This is a genomic window from Pseudomonas sp. LF020, assembly GCF_053456425.1.
In genome coordinates, this window is the sequence record NZ_JBRFIX010000018.1 from 39,882 (window position 1) to 58,644 (window position 18,763).

Genomic DNA, 18,763 nt, shown 5'->3' on the forward strand with positions numbered 1-18,763 from the left:
TTCAGCCAGTCCGCTATCGCCGGCTTGTCGGCGATAGAGGACTGGTTTGAGCCACGCCATCGGCCTAGTTCTTGGTCTCGATCTTGCCACCCGCATCCGGGTCGTAGAAATCCGGAATCTCGTATTTGTACTTTTTCAACCAGCGCTGCATCGCCTGTTCGCGCTCCGCCGCCGTGGCGGTTTGCGGCTTGGTCGAGGCGGCCTGGTTGCGGCTTTGCAGCACCAGCCAGCCTTCGGTTTCCTGTTGCTGCGCCGAGGCCGGGCCGGCGTCGATCGCCTGGGCCGCAATCGGCAGGCTGAGCAGGGTCAGGCAGCACACACGGTACAAGGTGTTCATGGCAATCTCCCTGGATGTCACTTGAGCGTCGACGGTTGCGGGTCCGCCACCACCGCCACCTGATTGCCGGCGGGTGGCGTAGCCTTGGTCGGTACCTTGAGTTTTTCCGCGCGGGCCTGGGCGTCGGCGAACTGCTCCGGCGTCAGGTGCGCGCGGCTGACGATTTCGGCGGCTTGCTGCCAGTTGTTCTGATACAGCAGCAAACTCACCAGATTCAGCGTGGCCAGTTGATCGTTCTGCTTTAGCTCAATAGCGGTAAGGAATTCGAAGCGTGCGTCCTCAAGACGCAACTGGTTGAGGTAGACCACGCCCAGGTCATTGCGGATTTTTTCATTGGTCGGCGCCAGACGTACCGCGCGCTGCAAGTGCGCCTGGGCCTGACCGTTGTCGCCACGGGCGGCGTAGATCTGGCCCAGGCCATGTTCGGCGTCCGCCGTCAGGCAGGTGCCGAGCAATCCGCGATACAGCGGCTCGGCTTCACTGCGCCCGAGCAAGCGGTAAACCCTGGCCTTGCGCAGGCGTACCTCGACCAGTTTATCGGGCAGGCTCTGCAGGTTGGCCAGGCTGGCGTGCAGCTTGCCGTCGTTGGCCAGATCGTCCGCCAGGTTTAACGCCAGTTCCTGTTCGGAATCGAGCTTGCTGCAACTGGTCGGTGCGAGCATCGCCGACCACGGCGCCTGACCGTCGGTGGCGCAACCACCGAGCAACAACAGGCTTGCCAAGACAATCAGTGCTTTCATCAAACGCTCTCCATGAGCCCACGTCAGTTTGCAAATGCCCGGGTAATCGCGGTGAACCCCGGGCCGGCCAGTACGATCAGCAAGGCAGGAAATAAAAACAGCATCATCACCACCGACATCTTCGCCGACATCTTCGAGATGTATTCCTGCAGTCGGGTCAGGCGGCGATCGTCGAGCAATTGCTTGAGCGCGAGCAGCGATTTCATCGCTCCGCCGCCCTGCTGAATCAATTGCTGCAGGATCACGCAGGTGTCGGTGAACTCATCGACCGCGAGCATCACCGAGGCTTTGTTCAGTTCCAGCCCCAACTCCAGGCCCGAGTCGACCCGGGCCAGAATCAGGCGCAGTTCGCGAGTCAGTTCCGGCAGCAGTTTTTGCCCCTCGGTGCTGAGCACACGCAAGGCTTGTTCGACCGCCATGCCCGACTCGAAGAGGATGCGCAGCAGCGGGATGAACGTGGATATTTCCACGGCGATGGTTTTCTGCCGGCGCCCGGCGGCGTAAGCCAGTAGCCGCTTGGGCAACAGGTAACCGGCACCGGTGGCGAGCATCGGGACGATCCAGCGGTTGGCGGCGTGCGGAAAAAACACTTCCTGGAGAAAGATCGCCAGCCCCAACGCCAGCAGCGGCGTGCCGATCTGGCAGGCGGCGAACAGCGAGCGCTCACTGGCGCGGCGCCAGCCGAGGCGACTGAGCAGGGTCTGGGTTTCGCTGTCGATGCTCACTGAGCGCTGGCCGAACCTGCTGTTGCCCAGAGCACGCAGCCAGTTACCAAAACGGTTCTCGCGCACCAGATGCCCCTGCAACCGCTGGTTGACCTGGCGCACCCGGCGCCGCTCCGTCAGCAGGTGATTGACCACCAGCAACAGCGCGCCGAGCAGCAGCATCAGAGCGGCGAGATAGACCATTTCAAATACTCCGCAACATGCGCCACAGCGCCAGGCAACCGGTCACTTGCAACACCACGGCGATGATCAACATGGTCCGACCACCGGAGTCGTGCCACATGCCGAGCATGTAGCCGGGGTTGGTCAGCATGAAGTAACTCACCAGAATCACCGGCAGCGAACCCAGCACCCACGCGGTCATGCGTGTTTCGCCAGTGAGTGCGCGCAGTTGCCGGGCGCCCTGGTCACGCTCGCGAATCAGCTTGATCAGGTTCTCCAGCAGTTCGCTGGCGTTGCCGCCGTAGCGATGGTTGACCTTGAGGCCGAGGGCGAACATGCGCAATTCGTCCTGTTCGTAGAGTTCGGCGAAATCGCTGACCGCATCCGGCAGATTGACCCCCAGTTGCACGTTGCGCTGCACCCGGCCCATGGCTTTTTTCAGCGGATCCTCGCTCGATTCGATGCCGCCCATGACCGCGTCGCTCAAGGTGCGGCCGGACTTGAGACTGCGTACGGTGTAGTCGAGCAGTTGCGGCAACTGCTCGATCATGCGTTTGATCCGCCGGTGGTACAGCCAGGAAATGTACAGGCGCAGGATCAGCGGCGGCGCCAGCAGCATCGCCAGCAAACCGATCCAGTCTGCCAATAGATAACCGAGGGCAATCGCCACGCCCCACAGGGTCATCCACAGCCCGAAACGTTCGGTGGGACGGCCAAGCCCGGCGCGCAAAAACATCCGTTCAAGCCCGACCCAGGCCGGTTTCTGTGCGACCAGTTGCGGCTGCCCCGCCGCGAGGCGATTGAGCACCCGTTCGTTGTTGGTCTTGTGGATGCCGTGCACGAACAGCCAGATCGACAGCCCGAGCAGGATCAGACACAGGAGGATGAGAATGGCCGGTCCGATCATGATGCAAGTCCCATGTGGTCAGCCCAGGTGGGTCTCGTGGCGCAACTTGTCGCCCGCCGGATTGACCGCTTCGCGCAGGAAGCCGAAACCGGTACGCCGATCAAGGCGAAACAAGGTGTTGGTGACGTAGACGTCTTCGCGGATGCCGACCACTTCCACCACTTCGCTGACACAGCGGCGGCCGTCGGGCATGCGGGTCAGCTGAATGATCACGTCGAGGGCGGCGCAGATCATCTGGCGCAAGGTGCGCTCGGCGATCGAGCGACCGGTCAGCCCCACCAGCGTCTCCAGCCGCAACAACGCATCTTGGGCATTGTTGGCGTGCACGGTGCTCATCGAACCGTCGTGACCGGTGTTCATCGCGGTCAGCACATCGACTACCTCCACCCCACGAATCTCGCCGAGGATGATCCGGTCGGGGCGCATGCGCAGGGCGTTGCGGATCAGGTCGCTGGCCTTGACTTCACCGTGGCCCTCGGCGTTCGGCGGGCGGGTTTCCAGGCGCACGACGTGCGGGTGGCCGAGCTGCAATTCGGCGACATCTTCGATGGTCACCAGACGTTCGTGGGGGTTGATCAATTGGCTGAGGATGTTCAGCAACGTGGTCTTGCCGGTGCCGGTACCGCCGCTGATCAGCACGTTGCAACGCTTGCCCACCGCCTCCTGGAGGAACTCGAAAATCGCCACATCGATGGTCTGCATCGCCATCAGGTCACTGCTCTTGAGCATGTCCTTGCGGAACTTTCGAATCGACAGGCAGGGGCCGTCGAGGGCGATTGGCGGGATGATCGCGTTGACCCGGCTGCCGTCCGGCAGACGCGCATCGACCATCGGTGAAGACTCGTCGAGGCGCCGTCCGAGTGGTGCGAGAATCCGTTGCATGACCCGCTCGACGTGATGCGCGTCGATAAAACGCAGGTCACTTTGATGCAGCACGCCATCGCGTTCGATGAATACCCGGTGCGGGCCGTTGACCAGAATCTCGGTCACTGACTGATCGCGCAGCAGCACCTCCAGCGGGCCGAAACCGGTGAGTTCGTCGACGATTTCCTCGGCCAGGCGCTCCATCTCGTAGCGGGAAATCGCCAGGTGCAGGCGGGCGATGTATTCGGCGACCTTGTCGGTGACAAACTGCGCCAGCAACTGACGCGAGCCCTCCAGCAGGTTTTTCCCCGACTCTTCGATGGCGTCGATGATGTAGCGATGCAGGACCAGTTTCAGGCCTTCGTGATCGGTATTGCCGACCGCGCCGTGGTGTACCGCGCCGAACAGTTTTTCCGCGCTCATGAGGTGCCTCGCAAGCGGTCGAACCAGGTGACCTTGGGTTTGGCCAGGCCTTCCGAGCGCTTGGCCAGACGTTCGCCGAGAGCGCGCAGGCTTTGCGTGAGTTTTTCCCGCGGGGCCAGTTCGAACAGGCTGACGCCCTGGTTCTTGGCGTTCAGGCGCACTTCGGCATTGGCCGCCAATACCGCGATCACTTCGAGGTTGAAGGTTTTGCCCAGGGTTTCAGCATCCGGGGCCACGCTGCCCAGATAGCCGTCCACCAGCAAACGCGCGTGGTCGAGCTTCATGCCCTTCTCGCGCCACAAGTTGAGCACAGCGAGGTTGCGGCGGCAGTTGAGCACGTTCTGATCGGTGTACCAGATCAGCTTGTCGCAGTGGCTGACGAACGTGCGCAAGGCTTCACTGTCGGACTGCCCGGTGAGGTTCACGACGATGTGCTGGAAGTGTTGGCGCAAGGCGCTGAGCAACATGTACAACTCGGCGGCACTGGTGCTTTCCAGCGGCTCGTCGCTGCCGGCATACGCCAGAATCCGCAGACCCGCTTCAGCGCTGGTGAAGGCACTGTCGATCAGCGTCGCGTCGAGCCTGCGCAAGTGACGCAAGGCATCGCCGAAATGAAACGAACTCTCGAGCCCGAGCAGCGCCAGGCTGTCACCGCGCGGCAGGCCCAGATCCAGCAGCAAGGTCTGCTGTCCACTCTTCTGCACTACTTGCGCCATATGGTTGGCCAGCAGCGCGCCATCCGAATAGCTCTGCGTGCCGTACAACACCGTAAGGCCGCCAAGCTGCGTGTTGGCCGCCACCGGTGGCAGGCGCTTGTTCAAGCGCCGCACCAGCCCGGCGACTTCACTGGCGCGCGAACCGTAGGCGACGAAATCCCGGGCGCCGGCACGCATGGCATTGAGCACCAGTTGGTTGTCCATGCCATCGCCGAGCGCAACGATGGCGAGCATCGGTTTGGCTTCCAGCGCGCCTTCGATCAACGCACTCTGCGCGACCACATGCTCGCGATCGAGGCCGACGAACACCAGGCTGGCGAAGGTGACGTCGACCAGCGCCAGCAATTCGTCCAGGCCCCCGGCTCCGGCGCTCACCACCTGGCCCAGCGGCGCGAGTGCGCCTTGCAGCCACTCCAGATCGGTGTTGTTACGGGTGATCGCCAGAAAGGTCTGGCTCAGGTTCTGGTTCATTGGGACAGCCCACTGCGTTTGTCGAAGTTGCCGTTTTCGAGGAAGAACATGCGGTAGAAATTCGGGTCGTAGTTGCGCAGTTTTTCCCCCGGCAACGACGGCAGTTGCGCGTCCGCCGCCAGTGGCTGCACCAGGTGCGGGGTGACAATCATCAGCAGTTCACGCTCTTCGCGCTTGATCTGCGAGCCTTTGAAGAAGGCGCCGAGCACCGGGATATCGCCCAGCCCCGGAAACTTGTTCACCTGCGAGGTGTTGGTGGTGCTGATCAGGCCGCTGATCACGAAGCTTTCGCCGTCGGCCAGCGAAACGCTGGTGTCGGTGCGGCGGATGGTCAGGGCCGGCACGGTAGTGCCGGCGATTTGCACGGCGTTACTCAGATCCAGTTCGCTGACTTCCGGTGCGACTTTCAGCGCGATGCGGTCGTGGCTGATGACAGTCGGCGTCAGGGTCAGGCGGATACCGAACTCCTTGTATTCGATCGACACGTTGTCGCTGCCGGCGCTAGGCACCGGAATCGGGATTTCACCACCGGCCAGAAAGCTTGCGCTCTGCCCGCTCAGCGCCACCAGGCTGGGGCGCGCAAGGGTGTAGGCGAAACCGCTGGTTTCCAGGGCGTTGATGATCGCCATGGTCTTGCCACCGATCCACGAAAAGTTGAACAAGCCGTTATCCACCGGCAGTCTCGGCGTCGGCACGCCGTCGATGGGTGGCAACGTACCGGGCGAACCAAACAGGAAATTGCCCCGGGTGCCGATCAGCGAAGCGGTGGCTTCCTTGAGTTTGGTGCGGCTGACTTCGACGAAACGAATGTCGGTCTGCACTTGCGAGGGCAGTGTCGGATCGTCGGAAGGCATTCTGCTGGCGCTGGTCAGTGCGGCGGTGGCACTGCCCTTGACGAACACCATGCTCTGGCGGGGTTCGCTGGAGCACGACGTCCAGACCATCAGGCTGGTGGCGCCGGGAGCCACCCCGGTGAGTAGAAACGAGGCGCTGCCGGTGTCGTGCACGTCGGCGATTTTCGGGTCGCCGATGGCCACGCGGGTGATCGCCACCGGCGACTGGATGTCCTGCTGGAAGCCTTCGCCGATCTCGATCACCGGCGGCATACGGCCGAGTGCCGAGCAATTGCCGGTGGCCGCGATGGCGGCGTTCATCGACAGTCCCATCAGTATCAAGGCCCGGACTAAAGGTGTTAATAGCGGCCTGAATCGACTCTGCATGCACGTGGATCCTTGCTCAGTCATGGGGCTTGTTGGGAAAGCTGATTGCCGCGGATCACTTCCATCGGCCGCGCACCGCCATGGCCGCCAGCGGCCGGCGCTTTCGGCGCGGCACCGAGGGCCAGTTGGGTGAACTGGAAGAGCTGGCTGTTGGCGTTATCCACGTGCGCCGGTGACTGGGTTTCACCGGCCCAGTACCTGGCCAGACGCTGTTCTTCGCTGCTGCGCACGGCCAGGCGCAACGTGCCGACCTGAGTGGCGAGCATCATCCGGCTGAGCAATTGTTCGGGCACCGCCAGCACCACGGTGCGCGCAGCAATCCGGCGTTGATCCTGTTTGAGTTTTTCGTCGGCGCTCAAGGCTGGGTTGGCGGGTTGCCCATCGTTGGTCAGGCCGTATTGCTCACCAACACCGAGCACGCGCATCGCCGGTACGACGATCTGCGCCGACTGCTGCAGATTGCTCGCGTCCTGACGCAGGTAGAGCAGCACATCGACGTAGTCACCGGGGATCAGTTGTCCGGCGGCGCCGATCACTTCGTCCACGGCCACGGTCAGCGCGCGCTCATCACTGTGAATCATCCGCGCCAGTGAGCCACCGGCCTGAAAGCTTTCATCGTTGAGCCAGGTGCCAGCGCTCAGGTGCCGCCACGGCGTGCGACCGATTGCCTGATCAACGCTGGCGAGGCTGCCGGCTGGCGCACTGCGCAATTTTTCCACTGCCACATCGGCAGCCGTGAGCGGCGTGAACGGCGGGACATCGTGCAACAACACGACCACTGGCTGGCGGGTTTGATCTTCGGCGGCGGCGACGGTTTTTTCCACCACGACTGCTGACGCGGCAGGCGCCTGAGCAACGGGAGCCGGTTGCCGACTGAGGACCAGGCCCCAGTAACCGACGACGATTGCTCCCAACAGCAGCACTGCTGCAAGACCCATGGTGACGCGACTGTTCATGACGGCTCTCCCTTTCCTGCTGCACCGACAGCCTGTACTTCCTGTCGAGAGAATTTTTCGCGATCAGGCAGCTATGAACATGCAACGATTTCGCTATTTCCACGCTAGCTGATCCGAGCAAAAACGCCATTACTGACAGGAAAATAACCCACTAAAGTATGAGCCTTGGCCAATTAACTGTAGGGTTTGGCTCGACTAACGTTCTGGTTAATCCTTTGTGATTAATCCGTTCTTACAGTTGTTGAGCGGGGGTTTGTTGACAATGCTCTGATAGCACGGTGAAAGCATGCCGCTGTAGCGTTGGATCGGCGCCAGAGGCGCAAAGGAGTGGACGTATGTTTCGGATGATCATCGACTATCTACTGGCCAGGGCCAGGCTGCTGTGCAGAAGTGAAGAAGGCGCGTCTGCCATCGAATACGCGATTGTGGTGGCAATGGTGGCTGTCGTGGTTGTGGTGTTTGTGACGCCCATCGGCGACAAGGTGCTGGCCATTTTCAACCTGGTGCTGACCAAGCTCGGTGGCACGGCACAGAGCAGAGTCGCGCCTTAATCAAAATCCTTTCCCTTCTGCCAGTGCCTTGGCCCCCTGCTGAAAACAGTAACGCTCCGGCACTGGCAATCATCGGATTTCACAGGTCCGATCTCCCGCTGTCATGAGGAGAATTTCAATGATCCTTGAATACCTGATATTGCGCCTGAGGTCCTTTCTGGCCAGCACGGAAGCCGCTTCAGCCATCGAGTACGCGATTGTCGTGGCTATGGTGGCGGTCGTGGTGGTGGTGTTCATCACACCGCTGGGCGCGAAAATCTTTGCGATTTTCAACAACGTCCTGGTATCCCTCGGCGGCACTGCACAAACCGCTCCGGTGCAAACCCCCTGATGTGAGTCGCGTCCGGCGAATGTCGCGCTACACTCGATCTCACTTTCAGCTTTTCAGGGACTGCCCATGACTGCTTCCTCACTCCCCCGCCAACAGTTGCTTCTGGTTGACGATGAAGAGGACGCGTTGCTTGAGTTGGCCGAGCTACTGGAGGGCGAGGGCTTTGTCTGCCACACCGCGACGTCGGTGAAACTCGCCCTGCATCACCTCACCCGCTTTCCGGATATTGCCTTGGTGATCACCGATCTGCGCATGCCAGAGGAGTCCGGCATGTCGCTGATCAAACGCCTGCGCGAACACACCTCACGCCAGCATCTGCCGGTGATCGTGACCTCCGGACATGCCGACATGGAAGACGTCAGCGACATGCTGCGCCTGCAGGTGCTGGACCTGTTTCGCAAGCCGATCTACCACGTGCGCCTGCTGGAAACCCTGGACAATCTGTTCCCCAAACCGAAGACGCAGGCCGGGTAATTCACTCAGGGGTTTTTTGGAAGAATTGACTGCCTGCCCGCGAGGAACAGGCAATCGTGATCAGTGTGCTGTCACACGCTGACGGGCGGCCGAAGCACTGGGTGATAGCGCCAATGCCAACTGGGTGCGGTTGTGCATATGGGTCAGGCGCAAGACCTGCGAGACATACAATTTCACGGTGTTTTCGGTGATGCCCAACTCGCAGGCGATCTGATAGTTGGTCTGCCCTTTGCCCACCAGCCGCGCCACATCCAGTTGCCGCGGCGACAGCTGATTGAAGATCGCCGGAATCTCCTGCTCGGCTTCGGCGCCGTCGCCGCCGAGCATGTCTTTGACCACCGCCGCCGGATTGCGCCGGACCTTATCCAGGTCCTGGTAGAGATCGTCGATGGATTCCGAGAGAAACTGCAGCTTCTGGTTCAGGTGTCCCAACTGGACATTCTTGTGCCGCTCTTGCAGGGCTGCTTCCTGACGCTTCACGCCTTCGAGCAGTTCATCCAGCTGGATCGGCTTCTGGTAGTAGTCGGCAATCCCGGCGCGCAGCGCCTTGATCACGTCCTGTTTGTCGGCGCGCCCGGTGAGCATGATCGCCTCGAACACCCGGTGTTTGCCACTGATGCGTTGCAGCTCCTGCACCAGTTGAATACCGTCCATGTCCGGCATGTGCAGATCGCTCAGCACCAGGCCGATTTCCACGTCTTCGCTGAACCGTTCGATCGCCTGCGTGCTGGATTCACACGGCACACAGCGGTAACCGCTGCTTTCGAGAAACTCGCACAACTCTTCGACAATCAACGGTTGATCATCGACCACGAGCACTTTTACCGCCGACGTAAGCTTGTTCACGAACCACTCCATTGCTCGGGCCAAAGCTGACTTTTTCTGCACTTTGGCGATGTAACCACTTCATTTGAAAGTAGACGCACTTTCCGACTATGTACATAGAACTAGTGGCACCTGGCGACTAATGGATCCAATGAATCGAAGCCAGTACCCCCAGCAGCACGAACGGTGCAAATGGCAGCTTCTTTGACGCTCCCGGCTCCATATATCGAAGATGTTCTCTAAGTCGTTGACTCATATGAAGCCAGACTCTTGGCGCGATCAGTAGCCAGAGCAGACTGGCGATACCCGCGCCGATAAACGCACAAAGAATGAATAAACCGTTCGTCGCAAGGCCCATGGCTGTCATTAATTTCACATCGCCTGCGCCCATCCGGCCCATGAAATACCCCGGCAAGGTCAACACCAGAGCAATCACGCCCGCCCAAAGTCCCTGCTGCGCATCGGCACCGAGCCAGGTGGTGCCAGTCGCCAACAGATGGATCAGCGCCAGCGCTCCTGCACCGAACGTCAGCACATTAGAGATGCGCCGTTGCCGGGCATCCTGGGCGGCGCACAGGGCCAGCCAGATCAGGAGAACTAAACTCTGCATCCGGTTAAATCCGTCCGATTTTGCTGAATGATTCTATGCTGATACTACGCAGTGAACGTCAGGGTAGACGCAGTCATGAAAACCGGCTTCGCAAAATCACAGGCAGGCGCAGTGGCGATCGAATTCGCCTTGGTATTCGTGATTTTTTTCGCCGTGTTCTACGCGCTGGTCAGCTACAGCCTGCCGTTTGTATTGATGCAGACTTTCAACGAGGCGACGTCCGAAGCGGTGCGCCGCAGCGTCGCGGTCGACCCCAATACCCCCGGTTACGCCTCCGTGGTGGTGAGCACTGCCAATACCGCGCTGACCCAGCAGTTGCAGTGGGTGCCATCGGCGCTGAACCTGGTGGTCGGCGTCGACACCTCGGCGGTGTATGACGCCACTCAAGGGACGCTGACGGTCAGGGTCGATTACCCCACCAGCAAGCTCAATCAGGTCATTCCGTTTCTGGTGCTGCCGGGCGTGGGTGCAGTGCCGAGCCTGCCCGCCACCCTCTCCGCCGCGTCGAGCCTGAAATTTTGACCGCCGGCGACAATCTGTTCGGGCGCCTGCTCAAGCGCGCGCCACCGCCGGCCAACGAACTGCCCGATCATCTCGGCGCACCGCCGCTGGGCCTGCACCTGCAACTGGACCACGACGGCGGCGTATTGCAGATGGCCGGGCCGTTGCGTCATCTGTTGGCGCAACAGCCGCCTCACGACTCGCCGCTGCCGTTGTCGGCTTATTTACTCGCGCACAGTACGTTGGCGATTGAAGGCCGCCCGCAAGACTGGCAGGGGCAAATGCTCGACCTGGATTTCCCCGGTCTCAGCGATCAGACCCTGCACCTGCGCGGTTGGCTGCAGCCTTCGGCCGAGGGCTGGATGCTGCAACTGATGGACATCGGCGACCTGCTGCTGGAGCGCCAGCAGTCGCGCCACCGCGAAGCCTGCCAGGCACTTGCCGGGCAGATCAGCGAGCACCTGCGCGTTTGCAGCCTGACGCGTCTGCCGATGGTGCTCAGCGAGCAATTACAGGCCATCGCCCAGCGCTGGCATATCCCGTGTCTGGCTCTCGCCCTGCTCGACGAACAGGAGCAGGGCTGGCAGATCTACGAGCAATATCGCGCCCACGACGCGCCGCTGCTGTGGCAGGACGGCCAGCGTCTGGGCACGCCGCTCGACAGCCTCAACGGCAGCGCGCCGCAACGCCTCGGCACCCATCATGGTTGGTACGAACACGCGCGGGTGGAGGCCACGTTCGGCAACGCCAACGGGTTCGCCGTGCCCTACAGCGACGATCGTGGGGTGGTCGCGTGGCTGCTCTGCGGCTTCTACACCGTGGACGTTGCCGCCCCGCACCTGAACGACCGCGACTGGATGGCCCTGACCAGCGCCCTCGCCGGCCCGTTGCTCAGCCGCCTGCGAGAACAGCAACATCATCAATACAGCGAACGCCTCGAATCGCTGCAGACCCTGCTCGGCACCGGTTGGTGGGAGATGCTCGGCAACGAGATGTTGCTGTCCCCGTCGCTGCTCGACGTGTTGCCTGCGGACAGTGCGCGCATGCCCGTGCAAGACTGGCTGGCACTGATTCATCCGGCCGATCGCGAAGAACTGCGCAGCCGCCTGCACGCCCTGCAACTGCATGGCGAAGCGCTGACCCTTAACGTTCGTCTGCACAATTCCAGCCCCGCACAGACACCGCTGTGGTACCGCGTGCAGGGCCAGGTCGCCGGCAGCGGTGAACAGCGGCGGCTGGTGGGGTTCATGCTAAACATCAGCGACATGCGCAACCAGCAGCAGCGCGCCGAAGCCGCCCATGCGCGGCTGGATAATCTGATCGCCAGTTCGCCGGCAGTGATTTATGTGCAGCGCTACGTCGAGGGTGCGCTGCTTCCTGACTTTTTCAGCGCCAGCCTGCAGCCGCTGCTGGGCTGGACGCCGGCCGAGGGCTGCGCCGCCGACTGGGTGCCACTGATTCACCCCGAGGACCGCGAACTGTATTTCGCCCGCACCCGCCAGCTGTTGCGCGAAGGCTCGGTCCGCGCGCGTTATCGCTTGCGCGACGCGCGCGGTGAATACCACTGGCTGCTCGACGAAGCCAGGCTGCTGCGCAACGACCTTGGCCTGCCGGTCGAAGCCGTCGGCCTGTGGCTGGATGTCACCGAAGCGACCCTCGCCGCCGAGCAGGTCAGGCACAGCGAGGAGCGCTATCGAATTCTGGTGGAAGACTCGCCGGCGATGATCTGCCGTTACCGCCCGGACCTGACCCTGACCTTCGGCAACCGGCCGCTGGCGACTTATCTGGAATGCACGCCGGAGCAATTGCCGGGGGTCGATCTGGGCAGCTGGATGTCCGACGAACAACGCGCCGCCTTCCTCCAGCGTCTGACACTGCTGACCCCGGAGCTGCCGGTGAGCACCGCCGAAATCAGCCTGCAATTACCTGGGCGCGAGCATGCGTGGTGGGTGTGGTCCGACCGCGGGGTGTTCGATGAACACGGACGCTTGATTGAAGTGCAGGCCGTGGGCCGCGACAACACCGAGGTACGGCGCTCGCAGCAGCAACTCACGCAAAGCGCGAAAATGGCCACCCTCGGCGAAATGGCCACCGGTCTGGCTCATGAAATCAACCAGCCGCTGAACGTGATGCGCATGGCCATCGTCAACGTGCTCAAGCGTCTGGGCAACGGCGATGTGCAGATCGATTACCTCACCGACAAGCTCAACCGCATCGATGCCCAGGTGCAGCGCGCGGCGAAAGTGGTCGATCACATGCGCGTGTTCGGCCGCCGCTCGGAGATCGAACAGCAACTGTTCAACCCGGCCTCGGCTATCGAAGGCACGCTGTCGTTGCTCGCCGAAGGCATGCGCGGCAAAGGTGTCGATCTGCGCATCAGCGAAACCGCTTTCAGCGTGCAGGTGCGCGGTTATGTCGATCAGCTGGAACAGGTGCTGATCAATTTGATGGTTAACGCCCGCGATGCGCTGCTCGGCAAACGCGAGAAAGACTCATCGTTCAAGCCATGGATCTCGATTTATGCCGAGCGCGACGAGCACAAGGTTCGGCTGTGGGTCGAGGACAACGGCGGCGGCATCGAGCCGCGTTTGCTGGAGCGGATTTTCGAACCGTTCTTCACCACCAAACCGGTGGGCGTCGGCACCGGGCTGGGGCTGTCGGTGAGCTACGGCATCATCGAAAACATGGGCGGGCAATTGAGCGTGCGCAACTCGCTGGAGGGCGCACGTTTCTGCATCGAGTTGCCGATTGCCCCGGCCCCCTAGATCACCAGATAGGCCTTGCCGGTCTGGCCACAGGTCATGTTGGCGCCGACGTCGACGTCCATCAGGTTGATGCCCAGGCTTTTAAGCAGATTGTTGAGCAATGGATCGAGCAACGGGCTGACCAGGTTGGTCACCACAGGCAGCAGATGATTGGTGACGTCACTGATCAATGAGGCGACGCCAGTCACGATTGCGCCCAGTGGATTACTGCCTTGCGGTCTGTATACGATCAAATTGATCCCCGCCAACGTGTTGCTCAGGCTGCCGACGATATTGGAGGTCGGCGCAGCTGATTGCACGCTTGGCGGCAGTTTCAGGTTGGCGGGTGTCGCGAATGGCGTACCGCTGGAAAACAGCAAGTCCTGCGAGTTTTGCGCGACGGGGGTATCCAGCATGATCGCGATCCCGCCCGCCCCGTATTGAATATGCGAATTGGGGTCGCAACTGCCGAGCCCGGCGACCCTGTAACACGTCGCGATGCCCAGGTCGATCAGCGGCAATGGCGTGACCGTCGGCTCGGCTGAGGATGAGAACGCATTAGTGGGATCGATCTTGCCGAGTTTGAGGTCGGCAATAGAGGTAACGGTATGTGCGGTCAGGCTCTTGGTACCGGTGGATCCGGTCGGGCAGCTGTAATCGGTAACATAACTTTTGGCACCACCGGCATCCAGGCTGATATCGATTCTCGGCGACGGCAAAAGCAGTGGATCCAGTTGCTGGCAGCCAAGACATACCACCGAGTTCAGCACTGCCACCAGATTCAGACCGAGCACCGCATTGAGTGTCGAGGTCAGCCCACCCACCAGCCCCAGCACCGCATTGGTCAGCCCGGCCACCCCGCTCAATACCGGCAGATCCACCGAGAGCATCGTGCGAATCTGCGCCGTGCGCACATAAATCCGGTCCGCCCCCAACGGATTGGCCTTGGCCCGCGCCGGGTCGCCAATCGCCGAGAACTGCGGTGGCTCGATCACCTTGACCCGCACCGTGACATTCGCCAGCCCCAGCACGCTGATCGGCAAGGTCGCGGCCACCGCGCTTTTGCTGTTGGCCAGTTGCACCACGCCCTGAATCAGTTGCAGCAGTTGCAGGTTGGCATCCAGCCCGGCGGCGGTGGTGCCGGTCTGCAACTGCAGGATGTCGCCGAGTTTGACCGGTGCGGCATTGATCGCCGCCACCTGCAGCTGACCCAGCGCAGTGATCACCGTAGCGGTCGCACCATTGAGCTGGACCACCGTGGCCGCCGCCTGAATCAGCTGGGTGACCGTGGCCTGAGTGTTGAGCAGTTGCGTGTAGTTGCCGGCGGCGACGTTGAGGTTGATCGCCAGTTGATTGAGGTAGCTGAGCAGGTTGATGTCGGTATTGAGCAGGCCATCCCAACCCAGAGCCGTGAGGTTGACGTTGCCGCCGAGCAGTCCGGAAAACAGCGGATTGAGAATGTTCGACTGGGCGGTGTTGATGCTCGCCAGGGTGCTGCGGATGTTCAGTTGCGCCACCGTTGGTATCGGTTGCGCGGCGACGGCTGAGGCATTGAGCGTGGTGTTCAGGCTGACCGCCGAGCCGCTGAACAAGGCCTGCACGCCGCCGGCAAAACTGGTGATGACCGTGCGGCTGGCGACCACTTTGATCGCGCTCGACTGGGTTGCATCGACGGTAAACGCACGCAGGCCGCTGGCGGCGGTCTGCACACTGCCGCAGGTCGTCGCGAGGGTGTTGTTGCTATCGACGATGTAGCCATTGCGCACCGCGCTTTGCCCGGCATACGTGGCCGCGCTCAGACCGGACTGACAATTGCCGCCGCGACTGACCGCTTCCAGCGCCGCGCTGTCGACCACTCGCTGCAATTTGCGCTGCTCCATGTACAGCCGACCGGTGTCGACCACCAGCAACATCAACACCAGCGCCAGACTGAGGGTGGCAGCCGCCATCAACCCGATCGCCCCGCGTTGCCGGGCCGGACCGTTGAACTGCGTACGAGGCGACATGGCGCACTCCTTTGCCGGCGCGTTGCCGAGCGCTACCTCCGATGGTGGATTTGAGTGTAGACGGCGCTAGTGGCAACGCGCCATTTGGTGCCGCACAAAACCCTGCAGACCTCGCTTGCTCGCGAATGCGCTGTGCCATTCAACATGGATGTGGCTGGCACGCCGTCTTCGCGAGCAAGCTCGCTCCCACAGGGGGATTTGTGGTGGGCAAAAAATGGGAGCCTCTTGGGCTCCCGTTTTTTACAGCGGACTAGCGTGGTGGATAGTTGGCCAATATCCGGCTGACGGTTTCGCGCACCGCGTTGCTGCGATCCTGTGGATTGGGCGTGCTGCTGAGCATCTGCTCATCGCTGCCGCGCCACACCAGTTTGCCGTCCTTGCCGTCGAGCAGGTCGATCTGGATCGTTGCCACCTTGTAGGTGATGTTGCGGGTTTCGTTGTACATCGGCGCGCCCCAGTAACCGTTCCACGGGCCACCCCAGCCGCCGCCGTAGTTGGTGGTCACTTGCTGCTGGCGATCCTCGACGATCAGATAGGTCTGCACGCTCAGGTCACCCTTGGCCCCGGCAGCGGCTGGGCGCAAACCACGCTGGTCAAGTTGATCGCTGACGGCCTGGCGGATGCGTTGCTCGGTCAGGTCGCTCTTGATCCGTGGATCATCCGGGCGGTATTGCAGCGCGGGTTCTTTCCAGCTCCAGCTGCGATAGGCGGCAAAGTCGCGGCTGGCGTCGAAATCATGGTTGACCTGGTTGGCGGCGCAGGCGCTGAGCAGCGCGGCCATGGTCAATAAAGCGAGACGGCGGAACATGGATTTTCTCCGGTTGAAGGCCTGAACCTGCGAAACGTTCTCACATGAAGTCTAGCTCGGCGGATAGGCCGACAGGGCTTTTTCCAGAGCCTCGCGAATGGCGTCGGTGCGCACGAGCTGGCTACCCTGATTGGCGGTTTCGGCGCTGGCGCTCCACACCGGTTGCCCGGTGCCGGCGTCGAACAGATTGACCTGCACCACCACGACCTGCTCCTGGTAGGTGCGAACAATCGGCACGGTGTTGTACATGCCGTAACCGCGACCATAACGATCATAGCCACCGTATCCGCCGTAGTAGCCATAGTCGTCCTGCACCTGACGCAAACGGGTTTCCAGACGCAGATTGGCGCTGACCAGCAAATCGGCCGGACGATTGTCGTGCAACGGGCGCAACCCACGCTGATCCAGCGCATTGCTCACCGCTTCGGCCACCTGCGCCGAATCGGCCCAGGCCGTGCCCGGCGGTAACTGCCCGTTGAGCCAGGCCCAACTGCGATAGCGCCCGTAATCGCGTGTCGGCGCCGGGTAGGCGCTGCGATCAAAGGTGTTGGCCGCTTGCGGCGGCGCCGGCGGCAACGGCCGCGACTGCGCGACATACGGGTTGCTGCCTTGGCAGGCGGCCAACCCCAGACAGATCAGCAATAAACCGGATTGAGCTTTCATGGGGTGCTCCGATCAGATCGGCCGGCAGATCCAGTGCAAGTAACGCCCAAGCCCGGCGAAGCTTGGGTGGCGACGGTGAGCGAGCTCCATCTCCAGCAAATCCACGAGTTCGGCGCGGGCCTGGAATTCCACCGGCATGTAGTCGTGGAAAACCCGGATCCCGCTCTGGGTTTCGACCTGCCACAACCCTTCGAGTTGCGTTGCCAATTCCCGCGGATCGAGCGGTTGCTGCGGGGTCAGGCTCTGCTTTTCACCGGCCATGGTGTTTTTGCGCATTTTCTTGAAATGGCCCTTGAGCAGGTTGCGATAGATCAGCGCATCACGGTTGTAGAACGCCAGCGACAGCCAGCCACCGGGTTTGGTCAACTGATGCAACACCGGCAGGATCGCATGGGGTTCGGCCAGCCACTCGAGCACGGCGTGGCAGATCACCAGATCGTACGGTTCAGTGAGCTGACCGAGCAGCTCCTGCCACGGCGCCTGAATGAACGTCGCGCTCTGCCCGGCTTCGGCGAAGCGCTGGCGGGCACCTTCGAGCATCGGTTCGGCCGGCTCGGTGAAGGTCACTTCATGGCCGCGTTCGGCCAGCCACAGCGACATGTGGCCCAGACCACCGCCAATGTCCAGAATGCGCAATGGCCGATCCGGCAGCGCTTCGGCAAGGTCGGCCTGCAGCACCGCGAGGCGAATCGCACCTTTGGCGCCGCCGTAGATTTTTTCGGCGAACCGGGTCGCCAACTGATCGAAATGCCGGTCGCTCATCAGCTGAACCGCCGTTCGCTGTCGGCGAGCTTGCTGCGCACCACTTCATTCATGTCCAGCCCCAACTCGCTGCACAGCAGCAACAGATACAGGACGATATCGCCAACTTCCTGCCCGGCATGCGCCAGTTTGTCCGCCGGCAACTGGCGCGACTGGTCTTCGGTCAGCCACTGGAAGATCTCCACCAGCTCGGACATTTCCACGCTGGCGGCCATGGCGAGGTTTTTCGGGCTGTGAAATTGCCGCCAGTCATTGCGGTCGCGAATGGCGTGCAGGCGTTCGGTCAGTTCAACAAGGTTCATCGGGCTCTCCTGAAGGCGTATAGCTTCGGGGGGTTACGCGTTGAAGGCAAGGCCCATGTAGGCGCTGCCGCGGGCTGCGATCTTTTGACCTTGCCTTTGAAAATCAACAGCAAAAGATCGCAGCCTGCGGCAGCTCCTACAGATTTTCCGTTCGGCGCAGCATTGGGCCATACTCCTGACAGGGAACTCGGCCACCCGCGTTGTGGCCCAAGGCTCAGCTCTTTCATCAGGATGAACACATGCAGGTAGAAAGCTTTTTCGAATGGCTCGGCCAGGCTCTGGGTTCGATCATCCGTTTCATCGTCGATGGGCTCAGCGGCCTGTTCAACATTCTCAGCAACGCTGGTGGCAACTTTGTCGATGGCCTGGCGAAGACGCTGGGCATGGACACCTCGATCATCAGCATCCTCGCGCTGATCGTCGGTTTGATGCTGTTGTGGTCGGCGATTCGCGCGTTCATGAATGCATCGATCATTGCCGGGATCATCTGGCTGCTGCTGGGGTTGTGGTTGCTGAGCTGGATCATCCATTAGCCCTCGTGGGAGATTCTATGTTGCTCAGCAACCCTAGAATCTCAAACTGATCGGTATTCGCCCTGATTCTTCATCAGGGCGAATGCCACTCGGCAGAGCTTGCGAGCAAGAGCTACCAATGCCTGTGTTTTC

General features: G+C 61.6%; 21 protein-coding genes. 6 read left to right on the forward strand and 15 right to left on the reverse strand.

Annotation, left to right across the window (positions count from 1 at the left end):
• Positions 1–64 precede the first annotated feature (64 nt).
• From ACU680_RS26725 to cpaB, 8 genes are read right to left on the reverse strand one after another with little or no spacing between them, the layout of a single operon-like run.
• Complete coding sequence (locus ACU680_RS26725) at positions 65–337, reverse strand: DUF3613 domain-containing protein (RefSeq protein ID WP_367082933.1); 273 nt, start codon at positions 335–337, stop codon at positions 65–67.
• A 17-nt stretch (positions 338–354) separates the two neighbouring features.
• Positions 355–1,077, reverse strand: a complete 723-nt coding sequence (locus ACU680_RS26730; RefSeq protein WP_367082932.1) for a tetratricopeptide repeat protein — start codon at positions 1,075–1,077, stop codon at positions 355–357.
• A 23-nt stretch (positions 1,078–1,100) separates the two neighbouring features.
• Positions 1,101–1,985 carry a type II secretion system F family protein gene (locus ACU680_RS26735; RefSeq protein WP_367082930.1) on the reverse strand — a complete coding sequence of 295 codons (885 nt, stop codon included), beginning with the start codon at positions 1,983–1,985 and terminating at the stop codon, positions 1,101–1,103.
• A gap of 1 nt (position 1,986) precedes the next feature.
• Positions 1,987–2,871 carry a type II secretion system F family protein gene (locus tag ACU680_RS26740; RefSeq protein ID WP_007962998.1) on the reverse strand — a complete coding sequence of 295 codons (885 nt, stop codon included), beginning with the start codon at positions 2,869–2,871 and terminating at the stop codon, positions 1,987–1,989.
• Positions 2,872–2,889: 18 nt separating this feature from the next.
• Positions 2,890–4,158 (reverse strand): TadA family conjugal transfer-associated ATPase, encoded by a 1,269-nt coding sequence (locus ACU680_RS26745; protein ID WP_448180991.1) that lies wholly within the window; start codon positions 4,156–4,158, stop codon positions 2,890–2,892.
• Positions 4,155–5,345 (reverse strand): CpaE/TadZ family protein, encoded by a 1,191-nt coding sequence (locus ACU680_RS26750; RefSeq protein ID WP_448180992.1) that lies wholly within the window; start codon positions 5,343–5,345, stop codon positions 4,155–4,157. The genes ACU680_RS26745 and ACU680_RS26750 overlap by 4 nt, the downstream gene beginning before the upstream one ends.
• Positions 5,342–6,565 (reverse strand): type II and III secretion system protein family protein, encoded by a 1,224-nt coding sequence (locus ACU680_RS26755; RefSeq protein WP_400760429.1) that lies wholly within the window; start codon positions 6,563–6,565, stop codon positions 5,342–5,344. Before ACU680_RS26755 ends, ACU680_RS26750 begins: the two co-directional genes overlap by 4 nt.
• 20 nt (positions 6,566–6,585) lie before the next feature.
• Positions 6,586–7,521 carry a Flp pilus assembly protein CpaB gene (gene cpaB, locus ACU680_RS26760; protein ID WP_448180993.1) on the reverse strand — a complete coding sequence of 312 codons (936 nt, stop codon included), beginning with the start codon at positions 7,519–7,521 and terminating at the stop codon, positions 6,586–6,588.
• A 335-nt stretch (positions 7,522–7,856) separates the two neighbouring features.
• Here cpaB and ACU680_RS26765 point away from each other — a divergent pair, with 335 nt between their 5' ends.
• From ACU680_RS26765 to ACU680_RS26775, 3 genes are all read left to right on the forward strand, one after another.
• The gene (locus ACU680_RS26765; protein ID WP_007963010.1) at positions 7,857–8,072 is read left to right on the forward strand and encodes a Flp family type IVb pilin; all 216 of its coding nucleotides are present in this window, start codon (positions 7,857–7,859) and stop codon (positions 8,070–8,072) included.
• A 118-nt stretch (positions 8,073–8,190) separates the two neighbouring features.
• Positions 8,191–8,403, forward strand: a complete 213-nt coding sequence (locus ACU680_RS26770) for a Flp family type IVb pilin (protein WP_007963011.1) — start codon at positions 8,191–8,193, stop codon at positions 8,401–8,403.
• Positions 8,404–8,469: 66 nt separating this feature from the next.
• On the forward strand, positions 8,470–8,877 hold the full coding sequence (locus ACU680_RS26775) for a response regulator (RefSeq protein WP_095138201.1): 408 nt from the start codon (positions 8,470–8,472) through the stop codon (positions 8,875–8,877).
• Between the two features lie 60 nt (positions 8,878–8,937).
• On the opposite strand, the gene ACU680_RS26780 is transcribed toward ACU680_RS26775, so the two are convergent.
• Both ACU680_RS26780 and ACU680_RS26785 read right to left on the reverse strand, forming a co-directional pair.
• Positions 8,938–9,723 (reverse strand): response regulator, encoded by a 786-nt coding sequence (locus ACU680_RS26780; protein ID WP_400760423.1) that lies wholly within the window; start codon positions 9,721–9,723, stop codon positions 8,938–8,940.
• Positions 9,724–9,841: 118 nt separating this feature from the next.
• A complete protein-coding gene (locus tag ACU680_RS26785; protein ID WP_448180994.1) occupies positions 9,842–10,312 on the reverse strand; it encodes an A24 family peptidase in 471 nt (156 codons plus the stop codon).
• Positions 10,313–10,387: 75 nt separating this feature from the next.
• Here ACU680_RS26785 and ACU680_RS26790 point away from each other — a divergent pair, with 75 nt between their 5' ends.
• On the forward strand, positions 10,388–10,834 hold the full coding sequence (locus ACU680_RS26790; protein ID WP_007963015.1) for a TadE/TadG family type IV pilus assembly protein: 447 nt from the start codon (positions 10,388–10,390) through the stop codon (positions 10,832–10,834).
• On the forward strand, positions 10,831–13,578 hold the full coding sequence (locus tag ACU680_RS26795; protein ID WP_448180995.1) for a PAS domain-containing sensor histidine kinase: 2,748 nt from the start codon (positions 10,831–10,833) through the stop codon (positions 13,576–13,578). The genes ACU680_RS26790 and ACU680_RS26795 overlap by 4 nt, the downstream gene beginning before the upstream one ends.
• Here the strand turns inward: ACU680_RS26795 and ACU680_RS26800 are convergent.
• The 5 genes from ACU680_RS26800 to ACU680_RS26820 all read right to left on the reverse strand — a co-directional run bounded on the left by ACU680_RS26800 (position 13,575) and on the right by ACU680_RS26820 (position 18,098).
• Positions 13,575–15,563, reverse strand: a complete 1,989-nt coding sequence (locus ACU680_RS26800; protein WP_007963017.1) for a pilus assembly protein TadG-related protein — start codon at positions 15,561–15,563, stop codon at positions 13,575–13,577. The genes ACU680_RS26795 and ACU680_RS26800 overlap by 4 nt on opposite strands.
• Before the next feature lie 250 nt (positions 15,564–15,813).
• Positions 15,814–16,371 (reverse strand): DUF4136 domain-containing protein, encoded by a 558-nt coding sequence (locus ACU680_RS26805; RefSeq protein WP_400760415.1) that lies wholly within the window; start codon positions 16,369–16,371, stop codon positions 15,814–15,816.
• A gap of 51 nt (positions 16,372–16,422) precedes the next feature.
• On the reverse strand, positions 16,423–17,034 hold the full coding sequence (locus ACU680_RS26810; RefSeq protein ID WP_448180996.1) for a DUF4136 domain-containing protein: 612 nt from the start codon (positions 17,032–17,034) through the stop codon (positions 16,423–16,425).
• A gap of 12 nt (positions 17,035–17,046) precedes the next feature.
• Entirely contained in the window at positions 17,047–17,796 is a 750-nt protein-coding gene (locus tag ACU680_RS26815; protein WP_448180997.1) for a methyltransferase, read from the reverse strand.
• Complete coding sequence (locus ACU680_RS26820) at positions 17,796–18,098, reverse strand: MazG-like family protein (protein ID WP_007951009.1); 303 nt, start codon at positions 18,096–18,098, stop codon at positions 17,796–17,798. The genes ACU680_RS26815 and ACU680_RS26820 overlap by 1 nt, the downstream gene beginning before the upstream one ends.
• Positions 18,099–18,337: 239 nt before the next feature.
• Here ACU680_RS26820 and ACU680_RS26825 point away from each other — a divergent pair, with 239 nt between their 5' ends.
• A complete protein-coding gene (locus ACU680_RS26825; RefSeq protein ID WP_007963021.1) occupies positions 18,338–18,631 on the forward strand; it encodes a hypothetical protein in 294 nt (97 codons plus the stop codon).
• Positions 18,632–18,763: the final 132 nt, after the last annotated feature.